The sequence below is a fragment of the Pedobacter jaeyakensis genome (genome assembly GCF_054461315.1).
Window position 1 is genome coordinate 530,383 of record NZ_CM136921.1, and the last position, 25,061, is coordinate 555,443.

Annotated in this window: 22 protein-coding genes and 1 pseudogene; 13 read left to right on the plus strand and 10 right to left on the minus strand. The window is 43.5% G+C overall.

Features of this window, described 5'->3' with window-relative positions; translation table 11 throughout:
- Positions 1-9: 9 nt before the first annotated feature.
- Entirely contained in the window at positions 10-1,020 is a 1,011-nt protein-coding gene (locus ACXZ1K_RS02460) for an inorganic phosphate transporter (protein ID WP_458971799.1), read from the plus strand.
- On the opposite strand, the gene ACXZ1K_RS02465 is transcribed toward ACXZ1K_RS02460, so the two are convergent.
- Together ACXZ1K_RS02465 and ACXZ1K_RS02470 are read right to left on the minus strand one after the other, a co-directional pair.
- Entirely contained in the window at positions 1,017-2,417 is a 1,401-nt protein-coding gene (locus tag ACXZ1K_RS02465; protein WP_458971800.1) for a carboxypeptidase-like regulatory domain-containing protein, read from the minus strand. The two genes, ACXZ1K_RS02460 and ACXZ1K_RS02465, sit on opposite strands and share 4 nt — an antisense overlap.
- Positions 2,410-2,988, minus strand: coding sequence for an RNA polymerase sigma factor (locus ACXZ1K_RS02470; RefSeq protein WP_458971801.1), 579 nt, complete (start codon positions 2,986-2,988; stop codon positions 2,410-2,412). Before ACXZ1K_RS02470 ends, ACXZ1K_RS02465 begins: the two co-directional genes overlap by 8 nt.
- 98 nt (positions 2,989-3,086) lie before the next feature.
- Between ACXZ1K_RS02470 and ACXZ1K_RS02475 the strand changes: the two genes are divergently transcribed.
- Genes ACXZ1K_RS02475 through ACXZ1K_RS02505 form a run of 7 tightly spaced genes read left to right on the plus strand, consistent with a single transcriptional unit; the run spans position 3,087 to position 11,369 of the window.
- Complete coding sequence (locus ACXZ1K_RS02475; protein ID WP_458971802.1) at positions 3,087-5,084, plus strand: YfbK domain-containing protein; 1,998 nt, start codon at positions 3,087-3,089, stop codon at positions 5,082-5,084.
- Entirely contained in the window at positions 5,071-5,808 is a 738-nt protein-coding gene (locus ACXZ1K_RS02480; RefSeq protein WP_458971803.1) for a DUF4197 domain-containing protein, read from the plus strand. The genes ACXZ1K_RS02475 and ACXZ1K_RS02480 overlap by 14 nt, the downstream gene beginning before the upstream one ends.
- A 41-nt stretch (positions 5,809-5,849) precedes the next feature.
- Positions 5,850-7,097, plus strand: coding sequence for a DEAD/DEAH box helicase (locus ACXZ1K_RS02485; protein ID WP_458971804.1), 1,248 nt, complete (start codon positions 5,850-5,852; stop codon positions 7,095-7,097).
- Positions 7,098-7,118: 21 nt separating this feature from the next.
- A complete protein-coding gene (locus ACXZ1K_RS02490) occupies positions 7,119-8,399 on the plus strand; it encodes a replication-associated recombination protein A (RefSeq protein WP_458971805.1) in 1,281 nt (426 codons plus the stop codon).
- Positions 8,400-8,457: 58 nt separating this feature from the next.
- Positions 8,458-9,930, plus strand: a complete 1,473-nt coding sequence (locus ACXZ1K_RS02495) for a DUF5687 family protein (RefSeq protein ID WP_458971806.1) — start codon at positions 8,458-8,460, stop codon at positions 9,928-9,930.
- Between the two features lie 2 nt (positions 9,931-9,932).
- Positions 9,933-10,631, plus strand: coding sequence for an ABC transporter ATP-binding protein (locus ACXZ1K_RS02500; RefSeq protein WP_458971807.1), 699 nt, complete (start codon positions 9,933-9,935; stop codon positions 10,629-10,631).
- 57 nt (positions 10,632-10,688) lie between these two features.
- Entirely contained in the window at positions 10,689-11,369 is a 681-nt protein-coding gene (locus ACXZ1K_RS02505; protein ID WP_458971808.1) for an OmpA family protein, read from the plus strand.
- Between the two features lie 64 nt (positions 11,370-11,433).
- On the opposite strand, the gene ACXZ1K_RS02510 is transcribed toward ACXZ1K_RS02505, so the two are convergent.
- Entirely contained in the window at positions 11,434-11,778 is a 345-nt protein-coding gene (locus tag ACXZ1K_RS02510; RefSeq protein ID WP_458973224.1) for a hypothetical protein, read from the minus strand.
- An 81-nt stretch (positions 11,779-11,859) separates the two neighbouring features.
- Between ACXZ1K_RS02510 and ACXZ1K_RS02515 the strand changes: the two genes are divergently transcribed.
- Positions 11,860-12,876: a Gfo/Idh/MocA family oxidoreductase gene (locus ACXZ1K_RS02515; protein ID WP_458971809.1), complete on the plus strand. Its 1,017-nt coding sequence runs from the start codon at positions 11,860-11,862 to the stop codon at positions 12,874-12,876.
- Here the strand turns inward: ACXZ1K_RS02515 and ACXZ1K_RS02520 are convergent.
- The 3 genes from ACXZ1K_RS02520 to ACXZ1K_RS02530 all read right to left on the minus strand — a co-directional run bounded on the left by ACXZ1K_RS02520 (position 12,862) and on the right by ACXZ1K_RS02530 (position 16,745).
- The gene (locus ACXZ1K_RS02520; RefSeq protein WP_458971810.1) at positions 12,862-13,863 is read right to left on the minus strand and encodes an alpha/beta fold hydrolase; all 1,002 of its coding nucleotides are present in this window, start codon (positions 13,861-13,863) and stop codon (positions 12,862-12,864) included. The genes ACXZ1K_RS02515 and ACXZ1K_RS02520 overlap by 15 nt on opposite strands.
- Positions 13,864-13,978: 115 nt before the next feature.
- A complete protein-coding gene (locus tag ACXZ1K_RS02525) occupies positions 13,979-16,315 on the minus strand; it encodes a TonB-dependent receptor (RefSeq protein WP_458971811.1) in 2,337 nt (778 codons plus the stop codon).
- Positions 16,316-16,403: 88 nt separating this feature from the next.
- Positions 16,404-16,745 (minus strand): hypothetical protein, encoded by a 342-nt coding sequence (locus tag ACXZ1K_RS02530; RefSeq protein WP_458971812.1) that lies wholly within the window; start codon positions 16,743-16,745, stop codon positions 16,404-16,406.
- Positions 16,746-16,873: 128 nt separating this feature from the next.
- Here ACXZ1K_RS02530 and ACXZ1K_RS02535 point away from each other — a divergent pair, with 128 nt between their 5' ends.
- From ACXZ1K_RS02535 to ACXZ1K_RS02545, 3 genes are all read left to right on the plus strand, one after another.
- On the plus strand, positions 16,874-17,524 hold the full coding sequence (locus ACXZ1K_RS02535) for a TetR family transcriptional regulator C-terminal domain-containing protein (RefSeq protein WP_458971813.1): 651 nt from the start codon (positions 16,874-16,876) through the stop codon (positions 17,522-17,524).
- A gap of 3 nt (positions 17,525-17,527) precedes the next feature.
- Entirely contained in the window at positions 17,528-18,826 is a 1,299-nt protein-coding gene (locus ACXZ1K_RS02540) for an ABC1 kinase family protein (protein WP_458971814.1), read from the plus strand.
- 211 nt (positions 18,827-19,037) lie between these two features.
- Positions 19,038-19,430 (plus strand): response regulator transcription factor, encoded by a 393-nt coding sequence (locus ACXZ1K_RS02545; RefSeq protein WP_458971815.1) that lies wholly within the window; start codon positions 19,038-19,040, stop codon positions 19,428-19,430.
- A 75-nt stretch (positions 19,431-19,505) separates the two neighbouring features.
- Here the strand turns inward: ACXZ1K_RS02545 and ku are convergent, their stop codons facing one another.
- Positions 19,506-20,201, minus strand: a complete 696-nt coding sequence (ku, locus tag ACXZ1K_RS02550; RefSeq protein WP_458971816.1) for a non-homologous end joining protein Ku — start codon at positions 20,199-20,201, stop codon at positions 19,506-19,508.
- Between the two features lie 92 nt (positions 20,202-20,293).
- Between ku and ACXZ1K_RS02555 the strand changes: the two genes are divergently transcribed.
- Complete coding sequence (locus tag ACXZ1K_RS02555; protein WP_458971817.1) at positions 20,294-20,761, plus strand: nuclear transport factor 2 family protein; 468 nt, start codon at positions 20,294-20,296, stop codon at positions 20,759-20,761.
- On the opposite strand, the pseudogene hisS reads toward ACXZ1K_RS02555, so the two are convergent.
- From hisS to pdhA, 3 genes and pseudogenes are all read right to left on the minus strand, one after another.
- Positions 20,751-22,141 (minus strand): annotated as a pseudogene (gene hisS / locus ACXZ1K_RS02560) (histidine--tRNA ligase). The gene ACXZ1K_RS02555 and the pseudogene hisS overlap by 11 nt on opposite strands.
- An 85-nt stretch (positions 22,142-22,226) precedes the next feature.
- Positions 22,227-23,888 carry a pyruvate dehydrogenase complex dihydrolipoamide acetyltransferase gene (locus tag ACXZ1K_RS02565; protein WP_458971818.1) on the minus strand — a complete coding sequence of 554 codons (1,662 nt, stop codon included), beginning with the start codon at positions 23,886-23,888 and terminating at the stop codon, positions 22,227-22,229.
- A gap of 30 nt (positions 23,889-23,918) precedes the next feature.
- Positions 23,919-24,914: a pyruvate dehydrogenase (acetyl-transferring) E1 component subunit alpha gene (gene pdhA, locus ACXZ1K_RS02570; protein WP_458971819.1), complete on the minus strand. Its 996-nt coding sequence runs from the start codon at positions 24,912-24,914 to the stop codon at positions 23,919-23,921.
- Between the last annotated feature and the right edge of the window lie 147 nt (positions 24,915-25,061).

Here is a 25,061-nt window from a genome sequence, read left to right on the forward strand (position 1 = left end):
GCTAAAAAAATGGTAACTACCTTACTGGTTGTTGTAATTGTTCTCGCCATTGCCTTTGATTATATCAATGGTTTTCATGATGCTGCGAACTCAATTGCGACAATTGTATCTACAAAAGTGCTCTCTCCTTTTCAGGCCGTACTTTGGGCCGCCCTTTTTAATTTTGCTGCTTACTTCTACTTTACAGACCATAAAGTTGCAAACACGATTGCTAAAACCGTAGTAGAGAATTTCATTACGCTGGAGGTGATCCTATCCGGGCTAATCGCCGCTATTACCTGGAATTTATTTACCTGGTGGTTTGGTATCCCTTCCAGTTCATCCCATACGCTGATTGGCGGTTTTGCGGGTGCCGGAATGGCAAAAGCAGCTTCTTTAGGAGTAAATGTGATGTCGGCCATTAACCTGGCCCCGATCCTGAAAGTAGTGGCATTCATTGTGCTTGCCCCGGTGATCGGTATGTTCATCTCTGTGATCATATCCATTATCATCCTCCACATCTCGAAAAATGCCAGACCTTCTGTTGCGGAAAAATGGTTTAAACGCCTACAGCTGATCTCATCTGCTGCCTTGAGCTTTACCCATGGTGGTAACGATGCACAGAAAGTAATGGGTATCATCTATGTGGCCATGGTGGCTTCCAATGTACTGCATACCGGCGATGCCATGCCGGAATGGATTCCAATTTCCTGCTACGCAGCGATTGCATTGGGTACCATGAGCGGGGGCTGGAAAATTGTTAAGACCATGGGCTCCAAAATTACTAAAGTAAATGCCTTTGAAGGTGTTGCTGCAGAATCGGCAGGTGCGGTTACTTTAGGTATCACAGAACACTTCGGAATTCCTGTTTCTACTACACATACCATTACCGGCTCTATCGTTGGTGTAGGCTTGCTGAAAAGGGTATCTGCAGTGAGATGGGGTGTAACCGTAAGCTTGTTATGGGCATGGGTGTTGACCATCCCGGTATCTGCTACATTAGCTGGGATCGTTTATGCGATCGTTCACCTTTTCTTTTAGAAATTTACAGTAAAAATATTGGCCGGGGAGTCTGGTTTATCCGGACTCCATTTAGGTCCTTCAGCAATCAGCCTGATCGCTTCATTATTGTATTTCTTAGCAATCCCTTTAAGCACTTTGATTTTTACAGGCGTACCATCTTCAGCAACTTTGAAAGATAGTTGTACCGCCTTGCCTAGCCTGGGCTCTTCTTTGAATTTATTGTTATTGGTGATGTACATGTACAGGTGGTCCCAGCCGTCTACAGGGTGACTGGTCAATGTATCCAAACCCCGTTTATTGACACTGGCTCTTTTTCCCGGCGCACCAGTATTGTTCTGGATGTTTAAACCCGCAACCTTACCTTGCAACAGCTGCTCGGCCTTGCCAACCGGAACATCCTGCACTTCTTTTCCACTTACGACATAGCTGGCCCCAGCGGAATCCTTCTTTGCCCTTTTTACGTAACCCCGCACGACAACTTCATCACTCAGCTGGTTTTTAGTTTCTGTCAGCACTACATTTCTAATATTTCCCGCGGCGGCGAAGACTGCATTCTCATAAGAGATATAGCTGACGGTGAGCTCCTTTCCAAGGATGGTACTGTCTTTCTTTATCTCATACTGACCTAACTTATTAGTAGTCGCGATAACCTTAAGTATCCCATCGGCGTTCTTAACAGAAATATAGGCGCCCGCCAAAGGTTGTTTGGTCGTGGCGTCAATTATTGAGCCCCTGAGGAATGCAGAAGTATCAGCCGTGCTACTTGTCGTCATTTTGCTCAGCTGCACTTCGCTTAGAGCCGCATTGGCCGGTGCAGAAAATGCGGTAGCGGCAGTTGCGACATTCTGGTCGCCCGAGGCAACAACTGTACCTGGCACAGTGCGCGCACGCATTCTTGCCTTTTTTATACTGTTGTTGACGGCCAAATCCTGACTGCCGGCAATGATGGCTGCTTCTACCGAATTTGAAGCAGGGGTTTCTTTTTTATCAGCAAGCACTTCAGCTTCCGGCGCTGGTAGTGGAGCCGTTGTTTTAGGCGCTGGCTTTGGTGCCAGCACGACCTGAACCTCTTTATTTTTATCTTTTAACTGCTGGTAATTGGCTTGCTTCATCCAGAATACGATCCCTGCAGTAATGAACATCACCGCAGCGGCAGAGCCAATACTTAGTCGCTGCCAGGTAATGACCGAACGCTTTTTAGTACTTTGCTGCGCTGCAATCCTTTCCTGCAGCTGTCGCTGCAAGATGGAAATAGAATCCAGAGAGCGGCGCGGCGAATTGCTGAGCCCCGCCAATGCTTCTGCCACAAACGGATCCTCCAGCGCTTCGCGCTCCACCCTGTTCATGGTTTTGGCATCAAGCTTACCATCCAGGTAGTCTTCTAAAACCGCTATATCTAACCAATCGTTATTCACCACTATTCTTTTCTATACAAATCTTCAAGTTCCTTTTCCCGTTCTGGATGTAGCTCTTTACTTTGAGCATGTCATAGCCCGTCATATCAGCCACTTCCTTATAGCATTTCTCCTGTAAATAAAAGAGATCTACCGTTACCCTTTGCTCCTCCGGAAGCTTTTCCATGCACTTTTCCATAACGGAAAGTTTCTGCTCCTTTGTATCATCAAGATCAAGATGCACAAAATCCGTATTTTCCACAAAAGTTTCTTCTAATGAGACCGTTTCATTTTTGGATTGCTTGCGGATGGCCATCAGGCAATGGTTGCGTGTGAGCACGTGCAGCCAGCTTTTAAAATTCTGCACTTCATGTACCTTGACTTTTATGATCAGCTCTTCAAAGATCTGCATGACGGCATCCTTGCTCTGCTCCTCGTCTTTCAGGTAATTGATGCACACCCCAAACACCAGGTGCATGTACTTATTGTACAACTGGCCCAATACATCCAGACTGCCACTTTTTTTGTAGCTGGCGATCAGTTCTGCATCGTCCTGTTCCTGGATCCGGGAGTTGTTCTTAATAAATTTCAAGCCTGCCTAAGGGGATATTTGCCCAAGTATAAAAATATTTTCTGACACTCTTATGGAAATTAAGCAAAGCCGACATCCTCTTAGCAAATATAACTCGTATGAAAAATCTCAAACTATCGCTATTCATCTTCCTGCTGATCAGCAGTTTTACCGTATCGGCACAGGACAGAACAATTACCGGAACCATAACCGATAAAAAAACCGGCGCCGCCATGACAGGTGCTTACGTATCCGCAGCAGAACCGGGCAGTCCGTTGAAAGTCAGGGCAACCGCAGATGCTAAAGGCAGGTATAGTGTAACTGTTGGCCCCTCCATAAAAGAGCTGGTGTTCTCCTACATCTCTTACAACAACGTTAGGGTGCAGCTTAAAAAGCAAAAGGTAATTGATGTGCAGCTGGAAGAAACGCCAAACCAGTTGAATGAGGAGATTGTGGTAAGGGGTTACGTAAAAAGGGACAAGCAGGCCCTAACCGGTTCCAGCTATGTGGTAAGTGGCAAGGAAGTACAGGATGTGCCTGTTGGGCAGGTACAACAGTTGTTGCAAGGAAAGGTAGCAGGGTTGAACATCCAGAACAACACCGGTTCACCGGGCATGCGCGGCTCCGTTAATATAAGAGGGCTGGAAAGCGGAGAAAGCTACGCAGCCAGCAAGGAAAATAAATTTAAGAATGCGGTGGACAACCCGCTATCGACCTTCTCCATCGATGTGGACGCGGCATCCTACAGTAACCTGAGAAGATTTATCAATAATGGCGTCTTGCCTCCGGCGGATGCCGTTCGGATTGAAGAGATGGTCAACTATTTTGATTACGACTACGAGCAGCCGAAAGGTGAAGACCCAATTCATATCAGCACAGAAATTGCTGACGCTCCATGGAATACAAACCACAAACTGGTAAAGATCGGATTGCAGGGCAGGAAGGTGTCGACAGATAAGCTTCCTGCATCCAATCTTGTGTTCCTGATAGACGTATCCGGCTCGATGAGCGACGCCAACAAATTACCGCTACTGGTCTCCTCATTAAAAATGCTGGTAGACCAGCTTAGGGAAACTGACCATGTTGCCATTGTGGTATACGCCGGAAATGCAGGTCTGGTCCTGCCATCTACCCCAGGCAATGAACGTGCAAAAATTAAGGAAGCACTAAACGAACTAAGTGCCGGGGGCTCCACTGCGGGCGGACAAGGTATAGAACTGGCTTATAAAGTAGCCGGAGAAAACTTTATAAAAGGCGGCAAGAACCGGGTGATCCTGGCCACCGATGGCGATTTTAATGTGGGCGCATCCAGCGACAGCGATATGGAAAGCCTAATTGAACAGAAAAGGAAAAGCGGCATTTTTTTAACGGTACTGGGATATGGCATGGGAAACCTGAAGGACAGTAAAATGGAAAAACTGGCCGACAAAGGCAACGGAAACTATGCCTATATCGACAACATCAGCGAAGCCAGAAAAGTGCTGATCAATGAATTTGGAGGTACGCTTTTCACCATTGCCAAAGATGTAAAACTACAGGTAGAATTTAATCCGGCCAAGGTACAATCCTACCGCCTGATTGGTTACGAGAACAGGATGCTAAAGGCCCGTGATTTTAATGACGATTTGAAAGATGCAGGAGAGCTGGGGGCAGGACATACCGTGACCGCTTTGTACGAGGTGATACCCGTTGGTGTTAAAAGCATTTTCGATGGAAATATAGACGAACTTAAATACCAGCAGCAGCCGGCAAAAGCACCTGTACTGAAAGGTAACGGACAAGAATTGATGACGGTAAAACTCAGGTACAAACAACCAGATGGAGCGCTGAGTAAACTGATCTCGACCCCGGTGCTGGACAAAAAAGTAGCATTTGACCAGACCTCAGACAATTTTAGGTTTAGCGCTGCAGTTGTAGAATTCGGCATGCTGTTGAGGCAATCAGATTACAAACAGCAGTCGAGCTATGCACACCTGATTGGTGTGGCAGAAAAAGCAAAGGGCGAAGACAAGGAAGGATATCGCTCCGAATTTATCAAGTTGGCAAAATCTGCAAGATTATTGGCCAAAGATTTGCTTACTATTGAGCAGACAAATAAACTCAATGAGAAGAATTAACTTTTTTATAGCCATTATCATCATCGCGACCCTGAACAGCTGTGATGTACAGAGTCAGGCGCAACTTGGAAATATATTGAAACAAATTCCAATGGGCAATCCAACCACAACAGAGATTGGCCTGGGATTAAAACAAGCATTAGAGATCGGCACCACAAATGGTGCCGATCTGCTTTCTGCAAAAGACGGCTTTTTAGGTAACCTGGCGGTGAAGATCCTGTTTCCGCCGGAAGCACAGAAGGTAGAAAAAACCTTGAGGAGCATAGGGCTTTCCTCGCTGGCCGACAATGTGATTCTGACCATTAACCGCGCGGCAGAGGATGCGGCGAAAGAAGCAAAACCCATATTTATATCTGCCATTAAGCAGATGACCATTGCGGATGCGACCAATATCCTGCTGGGTAATAAAGATGCGGCAACCACCTATTTTAAAAGAGTGACTACAGCGCAGCTGATGGAGAAATTCAGGCCGGTAATTTCCAATAGTCTGAGTAAAGTTGGCGCTACCAAATACTGGGGCGATGCTGCAAATGCGTACAATAAAATTCCGCTGGTGAGTCCGATCTCTACTGATCTTTCTTCTTATGTGGCACAAAAAGCGATAGATGGCATGTTTATACAAGTGGCACAGGAAGAACTAAAGATAAGGGAAAACATCGGTGCAAGAAGCTCTACCCTGCTTCAAAAAGTGTTCGGTTATGCGGATAAGTATAAAGCGAAATAAAAAGGTTACTTTTATCGCATAAAACTAACAATAAAAGTAGATTGGATTTTAAAGATTTTAATTTCAACCCCGACCTTTACGAGGGGTTACTGGCAATGGGATTTCGCAATGCCACACCTATACAAGAACAGGCTATCCCACTTATTCTGAATAAAAAAGACCTGATTGCCTGTGCACAAACAGGGACCGGAAAAACAGGAGCTTACCTGTTGCCGATCATGAACATGATCAGTGAAACCCCCGAACGACATAACAATACGCTGATACTGGCCCCGACAAGGGAACTGGCACAGCAAATAGACCTGCAAGTAGAGGCCTTATCTTATTTCACCAATATCAGTTCCTTAACTGTTTATGGAGGAGGTGATGGCATTGCCTACGAACAGCAAAAACGCTCCATGCGCGAAGGAGTGGATATCATTATTGCGACCCCTGGCCGACTCATCTCGCATCTTTCATCCGGGGTATTGAAACTGGACCAGCTTAAACACCTGGTACTGGACGAAGCCGACAGGATGCTGGATATGGGATTCTATGATGATATCATGAAAATAGTGGGCTATTTGCCGAAAGTAAGACAAACGGTACTCTTCTCTGCAACGATGCCGCCAAAGATCAGGAAACTGGCCTCCACCTTACTGTTGAACCCGGAGCAGATCAGTTTGGCGATTTCCAAACCGGCGGAGGGAATCAATCAGCAAATCTATATGGCGCATGACGATCAGAAAGTGCCATTGCTGACACAGATCCTTAAATCAGGCGATTATAAAAGTATTATCGTTTTTGCCTCCACCAAGGACAAGGTAAAGAACCTGGGTAAAGTATTTAGAAACCTGGGCTTAAAAGCGGAGGCTTTCCACTCTGACCTGACGCAGAAAGAAAGAGAAGCAGCACTGCTTAAGTTTAAGAACAAAGCACTTCCGATCTTAATAGGTACAGATGTACTGAGCAGGGGAATTGATGTGGAAGGAATTGACCTGGTAGTGAATTTTGATGTACCGCATGATGCAGAAGACTATGTACACCGCATCGGAAGGACTGCAAGGGCATCTACTAAGGGCACCGCGATCACTTTGGTTAACCAAAAAGATAAGAGAAAACTGGAGAACATTGAAAAGCTGATCGAGAAAAAGATAGAGCGCATGCCGATGCCTGAAGGGCTGGGAACAGCTCCGGTGGAAACAGCAGCTACGACAACCGCTGACAGGCCAAAACCTGCAGGTGCACCTAAGAAAAAATTCTGGAAGAAAAAGCCAAAAACAGCAGGAGGCGCCCCGAAGACAGAATAAATATTCTGTATATTTACTTTCATGCAAAATTTGCCTCCATTAGCAGAACGGATGCGTCCACAGAACCTGGATGAATATGTTGGGCAAAAACATATTGTTGGTCCGGATGCCGTGTTGCGCAAGGCCATACAAAGCGGGCAACTGCCATCCATGATTTTTTGGGGGCCGCCCGGCGTGGGCAAGACCACACTGGCTTATATCATTTCGCAAACGCTGGACCGCCCTTTCTTCAATTTAAGCGCAATTAACTCCGGGGTTAAAGACATCCGTGAGGTGATTGATAAAGCAGCGCAGCTGAAGGACAGTTTCCTGGGTTTGCCCATCTTGTTTATTGATGAGATTCACCGTTTTAGTAAGTCGCAACAAGACAGCCTGCTGGGTGCAGTAGAACGCGGGCTGGTGACCCTGATTGGTGCAACTACTGAAAATCCTTCATTTGAAGTGATCTCCGCTTTACTTTCCCGATCGCAAGTCTACATCTTAAAATCGCTTACTGAAGAAGAACTTTCGGGTTTACTGGACACTGCCATTAAACAGGATGTGATCCTGAAACAAAAAAAGATCACCATCAAGGAGCATGAAGCATTGATACGGCTTTCTGGCGGTGACGCGAGAAAATTACTGAATGTGCTGGAAATTGCTGTGAACGGCATTGGCGGAGATCAAGTGGTGCTGACCAACGAAACCGTGTTGGCACATGCCCAGCAGAACCTGGCCATGTACGATAAGGCAGGAGAACAACATTACGACATCATTTCGGCCTTTATAAAATCCATTCGCGGAAGCGATCCAAATGCTGCAGTGTATTGGCTGGCAAGGATGATTGCTGGTGGTGAAGACCCGTTATTTATTGCGAGGAGACTGGTGATCCTTTCTTCAGAAGACATAGGAAACGCCAACCCGAATGCGCTGCTGATGGCAAACAACTGTTTTTCGGCAGTGAATGTAATCGGCTTTCCGGAATCACGGATCATCCTTTCGCAATGCGTAACTTACCTGGCCAGTTCTGTGAAAAGCAACGCCGCTTATGAAGCCATCAACGCGGCGCAGGCATTGGTTTCGAAGACGGGCGACCTGCCTGTTCCACTACACATCAGGAATGCACCGACCAAATTGATGAAGAACATAGGCTATGGAAAAGATTACCAGTACAGCCATGGCTATGAAGGGAATTTCTCTGCGCAGGAGTACTTTCCGGATGAACTGAGCGGTACAAAATTATACGATCCGGGTAAGAATCCGGCAGAAGAAAAAATGCGGGAAAAATTAAGATCGAACTGGAAAGAGAAATACAATTACTGATGTAACAATACCCGTAAAAGTAAATCTATTATATATTGAAGAATAACTACTAAACTATATGCTAAGCACCTTTTTAAGTCACCAGTGGAAATCATTTTGGCGGTCTAGAAACAAAAACGGCAGTATTGCCGCACAATTAGTTCTGGGCTTCTTTATGCTCTACTTTTTAGCAATTGCCATTTCCATAGGCATATTCATGTCGCAATTTCTGGAGCAGGTTTTTCCCGGCAAGAATGCGCTAAACAGCTTTAACGGACTGATCCTTTATTATTTTGCGCTGGACTTTGTGATGAGGTTCCAATTGCAGGAGCTGCCGACACTGAGTATTGTGCCCTACCTGCATTTGAATGTGACCAAAAACCAGATCATCAAATTTTTGAATGTAAAGGCACTTTTTTCGGCCTTTAACCTTTGGCCATTCTTTATTTTCTTCCCTTTTTGTTTTATCAAGGTGATGCCGGCATATGGAGGATTCGCTACCTTAATGTACATTGTATCCATCCTGTCGCTATCCTTTTTTAACAATTACCTGGTGCTGTATTTAAAAAGGAAGTCGATCTCCAATGTGCTCTACACAGTTGTGGGATTGGTCATTGTTGCTGCATTTGCGGCACTGGAATACTATAAGATCATTTCTATTATGGCAGGCTCTGACTTTATTTTCAGGGGAATAGCCAAATACCCATACCTGGGTTTTCTTTTTACTTTGGCCGGAATACTGGTCTTCTTCGTGAATTCAGGATACCTGCGCAGGAACCTGTATGTAGAAGAACTAAGCAGTGCCCAGGAGAAAAAAGTGAGTACCGATTATGCCTTTTTAAACAGGTTTGGCAAGGTGGGAGAATTGGCTGCACTGGAGCTAAAACTAATCTTGCGCCATAAAAGATCACGATCGGCGGTGATTATGGGTTTCTTCTTTTTATTCTACGGCTTCCTGTTTTACAAAGAAAAGCCACTTGAAAAAGACGCGTTTGGGCAGATGATGTTCGGCGCAATATTTATGACCGGCATATCGATCATTATTTATGGGCAATTCATGTTTGCATGGCAGAGCGCGCACTTTGACGGACTGTTGGTGAGCAAGATCAATTTTAAGGATTTCATCAAAGCAAAATTCCTGCTGTTTACCATTGGCTGTACGATAGTGACCTTGCTGGCTAGTTTTTACGGGTTCTTGAGTCCGAAATTACTGTTGCTGCACCTGGCCGCTTACCTGTACAACATTGGCTTTGGAACGGTAGTAGTATTGTACCTGGCCACCCTGAATTACAAAAGACTGGACATTACCAAAGCTGCCACTTTTAATTACCAGGGTACAGGGGCCACACAATGGTTGCTGATGTTTCCATACGCGTTGACGCCCATTTTGATTTACGTGCCTTTTGGGATATGGAACAAGCCATATGTAGGATTGCTGGCGGTATCTATATTTGGATTGGTGATGCTGGTGATGCGTGGATTTTGGGTGAATTACATTACAAAAAGGTTTGAAAAACAGAGATATAAAATTGCTGAGGGCTTTAGAGAATAATTATGATTTTAGAAATTAAGAATTTAAAAAAGGTTTATGGCGATAAAACCGTTGTAAACATTGCAGATTTGCAAATCCAGGAAGGTGAAACAGTTGGCCTTGTTGGAAACAACGGAGCCGGTAAAACAACTTTTTTCAGAATGCTGCTGGACCTGATCAGACCAACTGAAGGCGAAGTGATTTCTAAAAATGAAAATGTAATGAGCAGTTCCAACTGGAAGAACTATACGGCTTCATACCTGGATGAGGGATTCCTGATCGACTATCTTACCCCTGAAGAATACTTTGTATTTATTGGTAGTTTGAACAACCTGAGTGTAGCGGATGTGACCGCCTACCTGGAAAAATACAAGGAGTTCTTTAACGGGGAGATCCTGAATAGCGGAAAATACATCCGCGATTTTAGCAAGGGAAACCAAAATAAGATTGGTATTGCCGCAGCGCTGATGCAAAACCCGGAACTGCTGGTATTGGATGAGCCGTTTGCCAACCTGGACCCTACCACACAAATTAGGCTGAAGACCATCTTGAAATCCTTAAAAAGCGAAAGAAAGATGACCACTTTTATTTCGAGCCATGACCTGAACCATGTTACCGACGTGTGCGACCGAATTGTCCTGGTGGAAAAAGGCTTAATAATTAAAGATTTCCATACCGACGAAAATTCGTTGAAGGAGCTGGAAGAATATTTTTCTGAGTAAAAACTAAAACTGGCATTACGTTTGAGTTACTGACTTTGAAAATAAACTTATATTATTATGATGACTTCAAAATTTAAAATAGCAACGTTCAGTATAGCATTATCAATGAGTGCAATGGCATTTCAGGGATGTGACAGTTTAACAAAAACACAAAAAGGTGCAGGTATTGGTGCAGCAGCGGGTGGTGTGATTGGCGCTATTATAGGCAAGAAGGCTGGTAACACTGCAGTTGGAGCTGTGATTGGTGCCGCAGTAGGTGGTACTGCCGGTGGTTTTATAGGAAAAAGAATGGATAAGCAGGCTGCAGAAATACAGAATGCGATCCCAAATGCAGAAGTGATCCGCGAAGGTGAAGGTATTATTGTGAAATTTGACAGTGGTATTCTTTTTGGATTTGATAAGGCAGAATTAACTGCACAAGCAAAAACGAATGTGAAATCTTTAGCAGGTTCATTAAACCAATATCCAGGAACAGACATTAAAGTAATTGGCCATACGGATAATAAAGGTACTGAGGCTTATAACATGAGTCTTTCTGAAAGACGTGCTGCAGCTGTAAAAGCCTATGCAGTTTCTCAGGGAGTTCCATCTTCACGTTTGTTGACGATCGGTAAAGGATTTTCTGAGCCAATAGCTGACAATTCTACTGACGAAGGCAGAGCTGCAAACCGTAGGGTTGAGGTAGTAATTGTTGCCAACGATGCTTTGAAGAAGGAAGCACAAACACAAGGAAAATAATACCTACCTATAATTTAGAAAGTCTGGCTGAGCGATCTGCCAGACTTTTTTTATGGGAAAAATTTTACTGGTAGATGTCGTCAAAATACTGGATGGCGAGCGACTTGAGCAACAATTCCTGCTCCATCATCGCAAAGGATGGCACCGGTTTTACGAGCGTCCAGTGCGGCCAGCCATCCTGGTCCAGCCCTTCTAATTCATAAAAACCCATCTCGCTCAGCAGTCGGCAAGTAGCGATGTGCATCAATTCTTCTTTTTGTCGCTTGCTGTATTTACCAGGACCTTTACCCAGCTCCTGAACCCCGATCAGAAAAAGTATGACCTTGAGATCAGGAATATCGGAATCAAACTCGGTTGCGATTTTGGTTTGCAATAACTTCCATCTCGCATGTACTTCTGCAGGTTTCATAGCACAAAGATACAATTAGAGGGGCATCTTTATTGAAATTAGTTGTAGGCTTTAGTCAAGTGTTTTAGTATTTTTATCGGTATGAATAAAGAAATTATCACCGGTATATTGGCCTACGGAATGTCTGGCAAGGTTTTTCATGCCCCATTCATCAACGCACACCCCGGCTTTAAGCTGCATGCGATAACAGAACGCAACCACAAACAAGCTGCAACTGATTATCCAGGCATTATCAGTTATGACACCATTGACGAAAATATTAATGATCCGGCAACAGAGCTGATCATTATCAATACACCAAACTTTACCCATTACGATTATGCTGCCAAGGCGTTAAGAGCTGGAAAACATATCCTGGTAGAAAAACCATTGTGTGCCACTGTTGAAGAAGCAAAAGAATTGTTTAAGCTATCGGCCGAGACCGGTAAAAAAATATTTTTTTACCAGAACAGGCGTTGGGACAGTGATTTCTCTGCCGTACGCAATGTGATCCAGAGCGGGAGACTAGGAAAATTGAACGAAGTACACTTTAGGTATGACCGTTACCGCACGGCAATAGGCCCAAAAACATTTAAAGAAGAACCTTATGCAGCCAGTGGTTTAATGTATGACCTTGGTCCGCATTTGCTTGACCAGGCCATCAGCATATTTGGAAAACCAGATACTTTCCATAAAATATTAGGGAAAAACAGGAAGGGCACTAAAGTGGACGACTACTTTTCCATCCACCTCGGATATCCAAACAGTGTAAATGTTTTCGTACATGCCAACTTGTTATTGGTTGATCCGCTACCTGCCTTCGTATTGCATGGCGAAAATGGATCATTACATAAAAAAAGATCAGATATACAAGAAGAACAACTGTTGAAAGGCATGAAGCTGACTGACGAAGGCTATGGTATTGAATTGCCGGGCAACGAAGGGAAGCTAACCTTAATTGATGCAGAAGGCAACCGCACTGTTGAAGAGATCCCTTCCTTGGAAGGAAGCTATTTACCGCTGTTTGATGCGGTATATGACAGCATTGTGAACGATGCGAGCTATCCTGTTAGTCAGGAACAAGTACTGATCCAATTAGAAATTCTAGAGGCTCCCTAAAAGGGCCACTGTAAACTCTGTTGGTACCTCGATATGAGGTATGTGTCCGCATGCCTCAAATTCGATCAGCTTTGCCCCAGGTATCTTGGCGGCTGTTTGCTTACCAAGCAGCTTATACTGCCCATGGAGCGCTTGCTGATCAGGACTTAGCAATGCCTTGCCAATGATTGTTTTATCTTCCTTACCAATAAACAATACGGTAGGCACTTTTAAATTGTAAAATTCGTAGACCACAGGCTGCTCATAGATCATGCTGTACGTCATGGCCGCTACCTTTGCTGCCCTTGGATAATCACCGCTATTGGTCATTCCGCCAGCGATACGCACCAATTCTTCGTATTCTGGCTTCCAAACTGTAAAGTAGGAAGTTTGGTAATACTTACGGATGCTTTCGGGCGTAGACCTAAGTTCAGTACGGTATTGTTCTTCTGTAGTGATGTAAGGAACAAAACCCCTGTAATCTTCCAGTCCAATCGGATTTTCCAATAAGAGTTTTTCAGTGGTTTCAGGATATAATAGGGCAAACCTGGTGGCCAGCATGCCACCCATAGAGTGGCCAAGAATACTGGCTTTTTTAATCCCAAGGGTATCTAAAAGTGCCTTATTCCATTTGGCCAGCTGATGAAAACTGTAGTGGATGATGGCTTTGGACGACTTGCCAAAACCAATCTGATCTGGTACGACCACCCTAAAGCCGCGACTGGTTAGTGCTTTGATCACGTTTGTCCAATAGTAGCCAGCGAAATTTTTTCCATGGAAAAGGACTAAGGTTCTGCCATTGGCGAGCTGGGTAGGCAGGATGTCCATATAGGCCATTCTGAGGTCCTGTCCCTCTGCACGTACCGGGTAATACTTAACCGGATAGGCATATTTAACCCCTTCTAAAGTGGTGGATATGGTATCTGCTTTTTGGGCAAACGAAGTAGAAGCTAAGGTAAAAGAAAGCGATATGGCGAGCGATAACTGGAATAAATTTTTCCTAAACATGAAATAATGACTTTAATTTAAAACAAAGACAAGGCACTAAAGTTCTAAGCTAACCATTATTTAATACAAATCCCGCCCTGATGATGGGCGGGATTTGTGTGTAGCAACGATGTGACTATTTTTTAACCGTAAATGGGATATTGAGCCCAAATGTGATGGATCTGCCTTGGTTATAAATGCCAAGAGTTGGATCCTCATCGCTCAGACGACCAGGTTTGAACCGGCTAAGGTGATCGTAATAAGCTTTATCTAGCAGGTTACGACCAGCAACGTATACGGTAATGTTTTGAGATTTCCCCAAGCGGAGTGTGCTACCTAAGGACGCATTTAACAAAGTATAACCACTGGAGGTGCTTTCAAAGCTATCAATCTTATCCTGTTTGAAAAAATTGTCTATACCTACAGCCACATAAGAATTATTGGTACCCTTTATCTTCGGTTCAAATCGCAGTTCATTCCTTAAGGTTGCTGCGGGAATGAAAGGTAAAGAGGTTTTGGTGCTGCGGTTGGTAGCCCTCGTGTAAGAAAACCCATTTTCGAAATGAATAAAACTAACCGGATGCAGGGTTAACGAAGCTTCTATACCACGAAGGAAAGCATTGTCCTGCACAAAATTATAGACCGGGAAATCCCTGGAACTGCCATCTTCATTATCTACGGTGATCGTGGTACCATCCGTATTGTAGTAAATATAATTGTTGATGAGGTTAGCGAAGCCGCCCAGTGTAGCGCTGATGTATTGGTTCTGATAATCAAACGATGCATCGAGCTGATAACTTTGCTCTGGCTTTAGCGAAGGATTTCCTACTTCGTAGCGGAAGGCACCTTCATGCACGCCGTTAGAAGAAAGTTCTGCAATGTTTGGTGCCCGGAATGCGCTTCCAACATTTGATTTAAAACTCAATGCATCATTAAACTCATGGGTATAACCCAGGGCTCCTGTAACGTGTGAGAATTTATTGGAAAAGGCAGAGAATTCAGAATCGCCACTGAATGCTTTACCATCCATTTTCCGGTAGTCTACCCTTGCACCTGCATTAAAGCTGTCGTTTTCCCAGGATTTCTTGATGAATACAAATCCTCCCAGAGCACTGGAAGTGTAGTCGGGTATGAGCTGCTCTGCTCCAGTAGTATTATCGCTATTGATGAACTCACCGGAAACACCTATAACAGGCGCCCATCCGTTGAATTCCTTTAATGAATACTTAAGATCGTAACTGTAAGTATGGCTGTTTAAAAATAAGGCTAGTCCGTCGGCCCCCGCAGCTTCCAATTCCCGGCGGAGGTTATGCTGATAGCCAAGTGTGGCTTTAAGGCTGCCTTCGCCAATAAGGATATTGCTGTTTAAGGCAATTTTGTAATGGCGAACATCCTGTTGAGGATAAGCCAGGGAGCGGTTTTGGTTTTGTGCATCAGTGAAGAGATTGCCGTCCTCATCGGTAAGTTGTCCGCCGGCGTTCCGCAAAGGCTCATAAAATCCGATGTTGTTCCGGAAACTTGAGGCATCTAAATGGGCGTAACCCCATTTGCGGTTGATACCTACCTGTGCTTCGAAATTGGTTTCATTGAAACCGGAATTGGGCACGTATTCTGTTGGCGTTTGGTAGGAATAGGCATTTTTGTAGGTGCCGCGAACCTTGTAGATAAAGCCGTTCTCATTGCCCTGTAACATCAGGGAATTGCCCGTTAAACCGTTATTGGTGGCATAGTTGGTCAGAAATTCTCCTCTTAAGGTACCTTCCGGGGCAGGCAAACCGTCAAGAATATTGATAACGCCACCCAGGGCATCAGAACCATACATTAAACTGGCAGGCCCTCTTAATACCTCTACATGATCTGCACTGTACTGATCGATCTCTATACCGTGCTCATCGCCCCATTGCTGTCCCTGTTGCTTAACACCGTTGTTTAAGGTAACTACACGATTATAGCTTAAGCCCCTGATTACGGGCTTAGAAATTGAAGGGCCTGTAGTGATTTGCGCTACCCCCGGTAACCTGGAAATGGCATCCATCAGGTTGGTAGAGGGGTGCGATAACAATTGAGATTTGTTTAAGGTAGCTACAGAAGTGCTGTTCTTCCGGTTGTCGGAGCTTGAGGCCGATCCGGTAATGACCACTTCCTGACCTTCAATAACACTTGGCTGCAGGGCGAAATTCAGTTCGGCAGGGATTGCAAAATCTACCATTTTGGTAATGGTCTTGTAGCCAACATAACTTACCTGCACCAGGAGTTTACCGCGGACCGGGAGGTTTTTGATGATGAATTCGCCATTTTCATTTGTTAAGGCGGATTTGCGAAGATCAGGAATGGCAACTGTAGCACCCGCCAGCGCGGTATTGCTTTGTGCATCTGTAACTTTACCGGTAACATCTGCCAGTGATGCGGCAAATCCAGTACCTGAAAATAATATATAGAGTAAAAGAACCAGTGAAAATTGTATCTGTTTCATAAAATGAATTAAATAAATAGCCGGACAGGGCATTGCCCCTCCATAAAAAATTGAGTGAAGAATGCGGCATTTGAGCCGCGACGGGAAATTAACTTAGTGGCGGACCACGAAGTGAGGTACCAATGAGTTCTGTGTAAGAACCGGCAAGCTCATAAAAATGGGGGGTGTGCTGCTTGTTTTGCAGGAAAACATGAAAATAGTAATCGTTGTGGCAATAGGTTTTTTCGAAATGAAGTGCACAGATAACGCAGTTGTCAGCTCCGCTTTTTACGTGCTCTTTATGCATGCATTTTACCTCGCCACTGGCACAGCTTGCCTTGGTTTCTGAATGGTGGTTATGGAATATACTTAACGGAGTAAGCGCAAACATAAATACTGCGAGCAGTAAGTATGCAGATACTTGTTTGATATGTTTCCATTTGTGTTTCAATGCAGGGCAAAATTATAGATTTCTTTGACAAATCGGGCTTAAGTCGCGAATTAATGACAGAAGATTGCGTTAACTTTACATTTAATCAGAACTAAGTATTTCATTATTACGTTCATAAAACAAAAAGAATGGCAACTGCAGAACAAATCAAAACCGGGTACATCAATTACTTGCTGACGAATGGAGAACAGCCTAAGTCGGTTTATAGTTTCTCTAAAAAACTAAAAATAGAGGAGGCTGATTTTTATGATTTTTACGCGTCGTTTGACAGTATTGAAAAGTTGATATGGGTGGATCTTACTGTTGAAACTATTGACACCCTGCAACAACAGGAGGTTTGGCAGCAGTACAGCTCCAGAGAAAAGATACTGGCCTTTTTTTACAGCTATGTAGAAGTGCTGAAGAAGCAGAGGAGCTTTATTCTTTTTAGTTTGAAATCTTCAGGAACTGGCTTTTCTACACCGTCGATCTTATCCGGCGTAAAGCCGATTTTTGAAAACTTTGCAGAAGACATCATCAATAATGGTATTGAAAGTGGTGAACTTGCGGAAAGAAAGTTTTTAAGTAAAAGATATAAAGACGCGCTGTGGTTGCAATTTGCATTTATAGTGAAGTTTTGGGTGAAAGATGAGAGTGCAGGCTTTGAGAAAACTGACGAGGCGATTGAAAAAGGCATTAATGTTACGTTTGATCTGTTTCAGCACTCCCCACTTGATAACCTGATTGACTATGGGAAGTTTTTGTCCAGAAATGGATTTAAAGAAAAGATGAGGTTTTAATAAATGAAGGAACAAGAAAGTATTCCGGTTTCAAAAACACAACGCTCTGCAAAATTTGTAAAGACGGGAATCCAGATAGGCGGAAATTACCTGAAGCATTATTCAAAGAAATTGTTCAATCCGGACCTGAACAGGGATGAGTTGAACGAAGACAATGCAACGGACATTTATAAGTCATTAAGTGAGTTGAAAGGCAGTGCCTTGAAAATTGCACAGATGCTGAGTATGGACAAGAATATCCTGCCAAAATCTTATGTAGACAAATTCTCACAATCGCAATACAATGCCCCGCCGTTATCAGGTCCACTGATTGTACGGACTTTTACCAAGAATTTTGGAAAGACGCCTGAACAGATCTATGATCAGTTTAACCTAAAATCTAACAATGCCGCATCCATCGGCCAGGTACACCAGGCAGAGTTGGGCGGGAAAAAACTGGCGGTGAAGATTCAATATCCGGGAGTTGGCGACAGCATTTCTTCGGACTTAAAGCTGGTAAAGCCCTTTGCTTTCCGGTTACTTGGAATGAGCGAAAAAGAACTGAACATTTACATTAAAGAAGTAGAAGAAAGGTTGTTGGAGGAAACAGATTATGAGCTGGAAGTGAAACGCTCTATCGCTTTCTCTGAGGCCTGCAAAAACATTCCGAACGTAGTGTTCCCCAAATATTATCCGGAACTGTCTGGCAGGCGAATCATTTCCATGGATTGGATAGATGGTTTGCATCTGAAAGAATTTTTAAAGACCAACCCTTCTCAGGAGTTGAGGAATAAAATTGGTCAGGCGCTTTGGGATTTCTATAACTTTCAGCAACATGAGCTGAGGGCAGTGCATGCTGATCCGCATCCGGGGAATTTTCTGATTACCCCTGATGAAATGCTGGGAGTGATTGACTTTGGATGTATAAAAGAATTGCCAGATGACTTTTATGTTCCTTTCTTCTCCCTGGTATCAAGCGACGTCATGTTAGATAAAGAGAAAACCATTGATGCCTTTAGAAAGCTGGACATGATTCATAAAGAAGACACCGAGCGGCAAGTTGAGTTTTATTATAAAGCCTACCTGGAAATGATCAAGTTGTTTGCCATGCCTTATACCAGTAAAACCTTCAACTTCGACAATCCGGAGTTTTTCCAGGAATTATATAACTATGGGGAGAAAATAGCGAAGATGCCGGAGTTTAAACAGGCCAGGGGCGTAAAGCATTTTATCTATGTAAACCGTACCAATTTTGGCTTATACACGATACTGCAGGACCTAAAGGCTGTTGTGGATACGACCACGTATCAGCCTCAAATATAAAAGGGTACGATCGCCACAATCATACCCTTTTAACCTAAAACTAAAACTACTATTAAGACTATATTAAATTGAAAAGGTTTCATCAAAGTGTGATTATTTTTTCACTACCCTCTAAAACCACTTAATTGTAAAAATCTGTTTATAAATTTTAAAAAATGTATGAACAAATCAAACTACTTAAATATATTTGCACTCTACAAAGCATTCTATTTTGACAAAAGGCGCAGCGGTTTATAAAAACATACTTGTTATAGAGGATAATCACGCCATACTTGATGTGATCACTTTGATTTTACAAAGTGAGGCCTATAAGGTAACTGGTCTTAACAAGAGCGCAGACATGATGCAACATGTAGAGTCTTTTAACCCGGATTTGATTATTCTTGACATCATGCTTCCAGACGCAGATGGAAGAGAATTGTTAAAGCAATTGAGATCTGACGTTAAGACTGCCGACATCCCGGTATTGATGATCTCAGCAAGATACACTGCTGAAAATGTAGAACATGGGGAATTTAAGCCAAACGGATTCCTTGCCAAACCCTTTGATATAGATGAGCTGTTAGACAGAATTGAAGGTATACTGGCAGGAAAAGTATACTAATTTAGGCCCCCTTCTTGCTGGACAAGCTTTTCATCAGCTGACCGTACAAATCATCACTCAATTCTTCTCTAGGTTTTAATTTCTTGACAACAGCACGCTTGCCTTTGGCTTTTGCCTTGATGATCCGTAGCAATTCTTTGCTGTACTCATCATGAAAACCATTAATATCAAATGCCGAGGCATATTGTTTGATGAGGGCCATACCCACATCGATCTCTTTTTCCCAATGGCATCACCGTTAGGTATATCCAAATCTGAATGGCTTCTCACTTCCTCTGCAAACCTGATCTTGGTGACCACAAGAATATTATCTAAAGGGTGAATAAGACAGAGGTTTTCTGTACTTCGTAAAACAAACCTGGCGAGACCGGCCTTTTTGGACTTGACCAATGCTTTTTGAAGCAAAGCATAAGCTTTTTTACCTTGTTTTTCAGGCTCTGCATAGTAGGAGGTTTCATAGTAGATTGGGTTTACCTCACTGATATCTACAAAGTTCTCCAACTCTATCATTTTCGTTTTTTCGGGACTGGCATCCTGAAAATCAGTATCTTCTAGAATAACATAATGCTCGTTTAGCTGGTATCCCTTAACAATCTTTTCGTAAGGTACTTCTTTGCCGGTGGTTTCGTTTACCCGCTTGAACCTGATTTTTGAATGGTCTTTCTCATCAAGCATATCAAAATCCAGTCCGCTGTTCTGCACCGCAGAAAAAAGCCTGACCGGAATATTTACCAGTCCGAAACCTATTGAACCCTTCCAGATTGCCCTCATGTTTTGTAGTTTATAGCTACTTAACAGTTCATCTGTTTTATTTGTTTTTTATATATATTAGAAGCTAATTGGCTTAACCAATGCCGGAAAAAATGAACGCGAACGAAAACCTGATCAACAAATTTTACACTGCTTTTAAAAATAAGGATTGGGCAATGATGCAAACGTGCTATGCTGACGATGCCACCTTTACTGATGCGGTATTTAACAATTTAAATGCCCTGGAAGTAAGAAAGATGTGGGAGATGCTGGTGAAGAACGGTAAAGATATGGAGCTGATCTTTAAGGATGTTTGGGCGGATGACGATAAGGGCGGGGCCTACTGGGAAGCTACCTATACCTTTTCGCGTACAGGCAATACAGTGGTCAACAAGATCAACGCTTCATTTACCTTTAAAGACGGGAAGATTACTTCCCATCGTGATGCGTTTGATTTTTACAGCTGGGCCAAGCAAGCATTTGGAATTACAGGCCTGCTAATGGGGTGGACGCCGTACTTTAAGCGCAAGATTAGAAAAGTTGCTGCAGATAATTTAGCTAAATTTATGGCTACGCATTAACGAAAAGCAACTCTATGATGCCGGCAACTGACAGTTTCTGTTGATCGCCCGACTTCATGTTCTTCAGCGTCAACTCGCCACTTTGCATTTCATCACTACCAATCAAGATTACATAAGGGATAGCTTTTACATCGGCATAAGCCATTTGTTTCTTCAGTTTTGCGGAAGAAGGATAAAGCTCAGCAGCGATTCCGGCATTACGCAATTGTTGCAAAACGGGAAGGGCATACTTTTCTGCTTCCTGGTCAAAATTACTGATGAGCACGATGGTACCTGCGACAGCTGAATCAGGGAAAAGCTTCAATTCCTGGAGCACGTCGTATATCCTGTCGGCCCCAAAAGAAATACCTACACCCGTCAATCCTTTTAAGCCGAACATGCCGGTCAGGTCATCATAACGACCTCCCCCCCGATACTGCCCATAGCTACTTCATTGGTTTTCACTTCGAAGATACAGCCAGTATAGTAATTTAGTCCGCGTGCCAGTGTAATATCCAGTTCCAGATCAGGTGTAACTGATCCATCAGGGCCAAGCATTCCGGACACATAGGAGAAAACAGATTCAATTTCCTCAACACCGGCAAGTCCAGTAGCCGAGCTGGAAAGTACAGTCTTAAGACTTTTTAACTTTTGCTCATTAGTGCCCTGCAGGAGGATTACCGGCTTGAGCATATCCACATCAGCAGCAGTGAATCCGCGTTCAATAAGTTCATTGGTAACACCCTCCAGTCCGATTTTATCCAATTTGTCAATTGCCACTGTCATGTCGATGATCAATTCCGGTTTACCGATCACCTCGGCAATACCCGTAAGAATTTTGCGGTTATTGATTTTGATGGTAAAATCCTTTAGGCCCAGGTTACTTAATGCTTCCTGGTAAATGAGGACAAATTCAGCTTCGTTAAGCAGGCTTGGCGAACCAACTACATCTGCATCGCACTGATAAAACTCCCGGTAACGACCTTTTTGAGGCCTGTCTGCCCGCCACACAGGCTGTACCTGGAAGCGTTTAAATGGCAAGGTAATGTCGTTCTGGTGCATGACCACATACCTTGCAAAAGGGACAGTAAGGTCATATCGCAAAGCCTTCTCGCTAATTGAGCTGGTTAAAGCATTAGAATTTAAAGCGGCCAGATGAGTGGAATTGGCTTTAGAAAGGTAATCTCCGGAATTCAGAATTTTGAAGATCAGTTTATCCCCTTCATCACCATATTTCCCGGTTAGGGTAGATAAGTTTTCCATGGCCGGAGTTTGTATCTCTGAGTAACCATATTTTTTAAAGACTGCTTTGATGGTATCAAAAATATAATTGCGCCTGATCATCTCCTGCGGAGAAAAATCCCTGGTTCCTTTAGCTAATGAAGGCTTAATATTCGACATGGGTGCAAAAGTACGAAACTAACGGGCATAAAAAAAGGATGCCTGCAGTTGAGCAGGCATCCTTTTATCAATATGATATGGGCTGTTAGATTAATAACCTTACAGGCTCCTCTAATAGCGCTTTAAGCGTTTGAAGGAAAGCCGATCCGGTAGCGCCATCAACAACACGGTGATCACAACTTAATGTAACTTTCATCACGTTACCTGGTACCACTGCACCGTTCTTAACAACTGGTACTTGAGAAATACCGCCTACCGCAAGAATACATGCATCAGGAGGATTAATAATGGCTGTAAATTCATCGATGCCGAACATACCAAGGTTGGATATGGTAAAGGTTGAACCTTCCCAATCAGCCTGCTGTAGTTTTTTGGCTTTAGCACGTTGTGCAAAATCCTTTACTTCTGCCGAGATCCTGGAAAGTGATTTACCATCAGCAAAGCGCACAACAGGAACAAGTAGACCATCTTCTACCGCTACTGCCACACCGATGTTCACATGCTCATTGTAACGAATTTTATCACCTAACCAAGACGAGTTTACGTTAGGATGCTGTTTAAGCGCAATGGCTACTGCTTTTAATACAAGATCATTAAACGATATTTTAACCGATGCGAACTCGTTCATTTTGGTACGGGCAGCGATAGCGCCGTCCATATCGATACTCATGGTTAGGTAGAAATGAGGAGCTGTAAACAAGCTTTCAGATAAGCGTTTGGCGATTACCTTACGCATCTGGGTTACTGGTTTCTCAGTAAATTTCTCTTCTCCTACATAGACAGGAAGCGGAGCAGCGGTTTTCTCTGCTGTTGCAGCAGGTGCGCCTTTAGCTTCTGCTGCGGCCGGAGCGGCAGGCTTATAGTTTTCGATATCTTTTTTAATGATACGGCCACCATCGGCACTTCCGGAAACCTGACTTAGGTCTATCCCTTTATCTTTAGCTATTTTCTTTGCCAGTGGAGAGGCTTTAACACGATCACCTGAGGCAGAAGATTCTTCTTCTTTCGCTGGGGCAGCTTCTTCTTTAGCCTGGGTTTTTTCTGCTACAGGCGCATCAGCACTTTTATCTGAAACTGCTTTTGCAGGAGCATCACCCTGATTTAATATTCCGCTAATATCTGTTCCTTCCGGACCAACGATTGCGATAATACCATTAACCTTTGCGGCTTGTCCCTTTTCAACACCAATGTGCAATAAAGTACCTTCAGCATAACCCATCACTTCCATGGTTGCTTTATCGGTCTCTACATCGGCAAGGATATCATCGTTTTTAACTTTATCACCAACCTTTTTGTGCCACTCTGCAATAACACCTTCGGTCATGGTATCGCTTAATAGCGGCATACGAACGACAGTGACACCGAGCTTCTCGATATCGGCATCTGTAAGCGCTGCGCCTTTAGGTGCCTCTTCTTTCGTTTCAGCAGGTTTACTTTCTGCTTTGTCTTCCTTTGCAGGAGCCGGAGCAGCACCACCTTCAGCATCTAAAGCAGCTTTATAGTCTTCGCCTTCTTTTCCGACTACAGCAATAATTGCGTCAACAGGAACTGCCTTACCTTCTTCAACACCAATGTATAATACGGTACCGTCCCAATAAGATTCAAGATCCATGGTAGCTTTGTCGGTCTCAACCTCAGCCATCACGTCACCGCTTTTTACTTTATCGCCAACTTTTTTATGCCACTTTGCCATCACCCCTTCGGTCATGGTATCGCTCATTTTGGGCATTCTAACTATTTCAGCCATTCTATATACTATCTATTGAATACGTTCAAATTAATCTTTAACATATGGGTAGTCCTGCTGCACGTATACATCAGTATACAATTCTGAAGCTTCCGGCCATGGAGATTCCTCTGCAAATTTCACAGAGTCATCAACGATTTGCTTTACCTTGGCCTCGATTTCCTCGATCCAGGACTGCTCTGCATATTTTTCTTTCAAAATGATTTCTCTAACCATTTCGATTGGGTCTTTTGCTTTGTATTCTTCTAATTCATCTTTGGTGCGGTACTTAGCCGGATCAGACATGGAATGTCCTCTGTAACGGTAGGTACGCATTTCAAGGAAAGTTGGTCCCTCGCCTTTTCTTGCACGTTGTGCAGCTTCATCCATCGCATTATGAACAGCTACAGGATCCATACCATCAACCGGTGCACATGGCATATCAAAACCTAAACCGATTTTATAGATATCCTTCATGTTGGTGGTACGCTCAACAGAAGTACCCATTGCATAACCATTGTTCTCGCAAACAAAGATGACAGGCAGCTTCCAAAGCATCGCCATGTTAAATGCTTCGTTTAAAGCACCCTGACGAACTGCGCCATCACCCATATAGCAAACATTAAGATTGGTAGTACCCTTGTATTTTTCTGCGAAAGCAATACCAGCACCCAATGGAATCTGACCGCCTACAATACCGTGGCCTCCATAAAAATGATGCTCTTTGCTAAACATGTGCATAGAACCACCTTTTCCTTTGGAACATCCGGTTGCTTTACCATACATTTCTGCCATGATCTCATTAGCACTAACACCTAAAGCCAAAGCATGCGCATGATCACGATATGCAGTAATCATGGAATCACCTTTCTGCATTACAGAAATCGCTCCGGCAACTACAGCCTCCTGACCAATATATAAATGACAGAACCCACGGATTTTTTGCTGTCCGTAAAGCTGTCCTGTTTTCTCTTCGAATTTGCGCATCAGCAACATCGACTCAAACCACTTCAGATAGGTATCTTTATTAATTTCTACTGCACTCATTGTTGGGGTGTTGATTTTATTTATGAGAGCAAATCTACTTTTTTATTGTAATATATCGAAGAAAATGATGGAAAATGAACAGTAAGGTTACAGAGCCCAACAAAGTACTGAGCTTGTACCTGAACACCTTATATTATTTTACTTTTT

Excerpts from the sequence above, each read along its gene's own strand:
- ACXZ1K_RS02500 (WP_458971807.1), top strand. The coding sequence starts at position 9,933 with ATGATTTTAGAAATTAAGAATTTAAAAAAGGTTTATGGCGATAAAACC.
- ACXZ1K_RS02520 (WP_458971810.1), bottom strand. The coding sequence starts at position 13,863 with ATGTTTAGGAAAAATTTATTCCAGTTATCGCTCGCCATATCGCTTTCT.
- ACXZ1K_RS02535 (WP_458971813.1), top strand. The coding sequence starts at position 16,874 with ATGGCAACTGCAGAACAAATCAAAACCGGGTACATCAATTACTTGCTG.
- ACXZ1K_RS02490 (WP_458971805.1), top strand. The coding sequence starts at position 7,119 with ATGCAAAATTTGCCTCCATTAGCAGAACGGATGCGTCCACAGAACCTG.
- pdhA (WP_458971819.1), bottom strand. The coding sequence starts at position 24,914 with ATGAGTGCAGTAGAAATTAATAAAGATACCTATCTGAAGTGGTTTGAG.
- ACXZ1K_RS02540 (WP_458971814.1), top strand. The coding sequence starts at position 17,528 with ATGAAGGAACAAGAAAGTATTCCGGTTTCAAAAACACAACGCTCTGCA.
- ACXZ1K_RS02525 (WP_458971811.1), bottom strand. The coding sequence starts at position 16,315 with ATGAAACAGATACAATTTTCACTGGTTCTTTTACTCTATATATTATTT.
- ACXZ1K_RS02505 (WP_458971808.1), top strand. The coding sequence starts at position 10,689 with ATGATGACTTCAAAATTTAAAATAGCAACGTTCAGTATAGCATTATCA.
- ku (WP_458971816.1), bottom strand. The coding sequence starts at position 20,201 with ATGAGGGCAATCTGGAAGGGTTCAATAGGTTTCGGACTGGTAAATATT.
- ACXZ1K_RS02555 (WP_458971817.1), top strand. The coding sequence starts at position 20,294 with ATGAACGCGAACGAAAACCTGATCAACAAATTTTACACTGCTTTTAAA.
- ACXZ1K_RS02480 (WP_458971803.1), top strand. The coding sequence starts at position 5,071 with ATGAGAAGAATTAACTTTTTTATAGCCATTATCATCATCGCGACCCTG.
- ACXZ1K_RS02515 (WP_458971809.1), top strand. The coding sequence starts at position 11,860 with ATGAATAAAGAAATTATCACCGGTATATTGGCCTACGGAATGTCTGGC.
- ACXZ1K_RS02510 (WP_458973224.1), bottom strand. The coding sequence starts at position 11,778 with ATGAAACCTGCAGAAGTACATGCGAGATGGAAGTTATTGCAAACCAAA.
- ACXZ1K_RS02460 (WP_458971799.1), top strand. The coding sequence starts at position 10 with ATGGTAACTACCTTACTGGTTGTTGTAATTGTTCTCGCCATTGCCTTT.
- ACXZ1K_RS02495 (WP_458971806.1), top strand. The coding sequence starts at position 8,458 with ATGCTAAGCACCTTTTTAAGTCACCAGTGGAAATCATTTTGGCGGTCT.
- ACXZ1K_RS02565 (WP_458971818.1), bottom strand. The coding sequence starts at position 23,888 with ATGGCTGAAATAGTTAGAATGCCCAAAATGAGCGATACCATGACCGAA.
- ACXZ1K_RS02475 (WP_458971802.1), top strand. The coding sequence starts at position 3,087 with ATGAAAAATCTCAAACTATCGCTATTCATCTTCCTGCTGATCAGCAGT.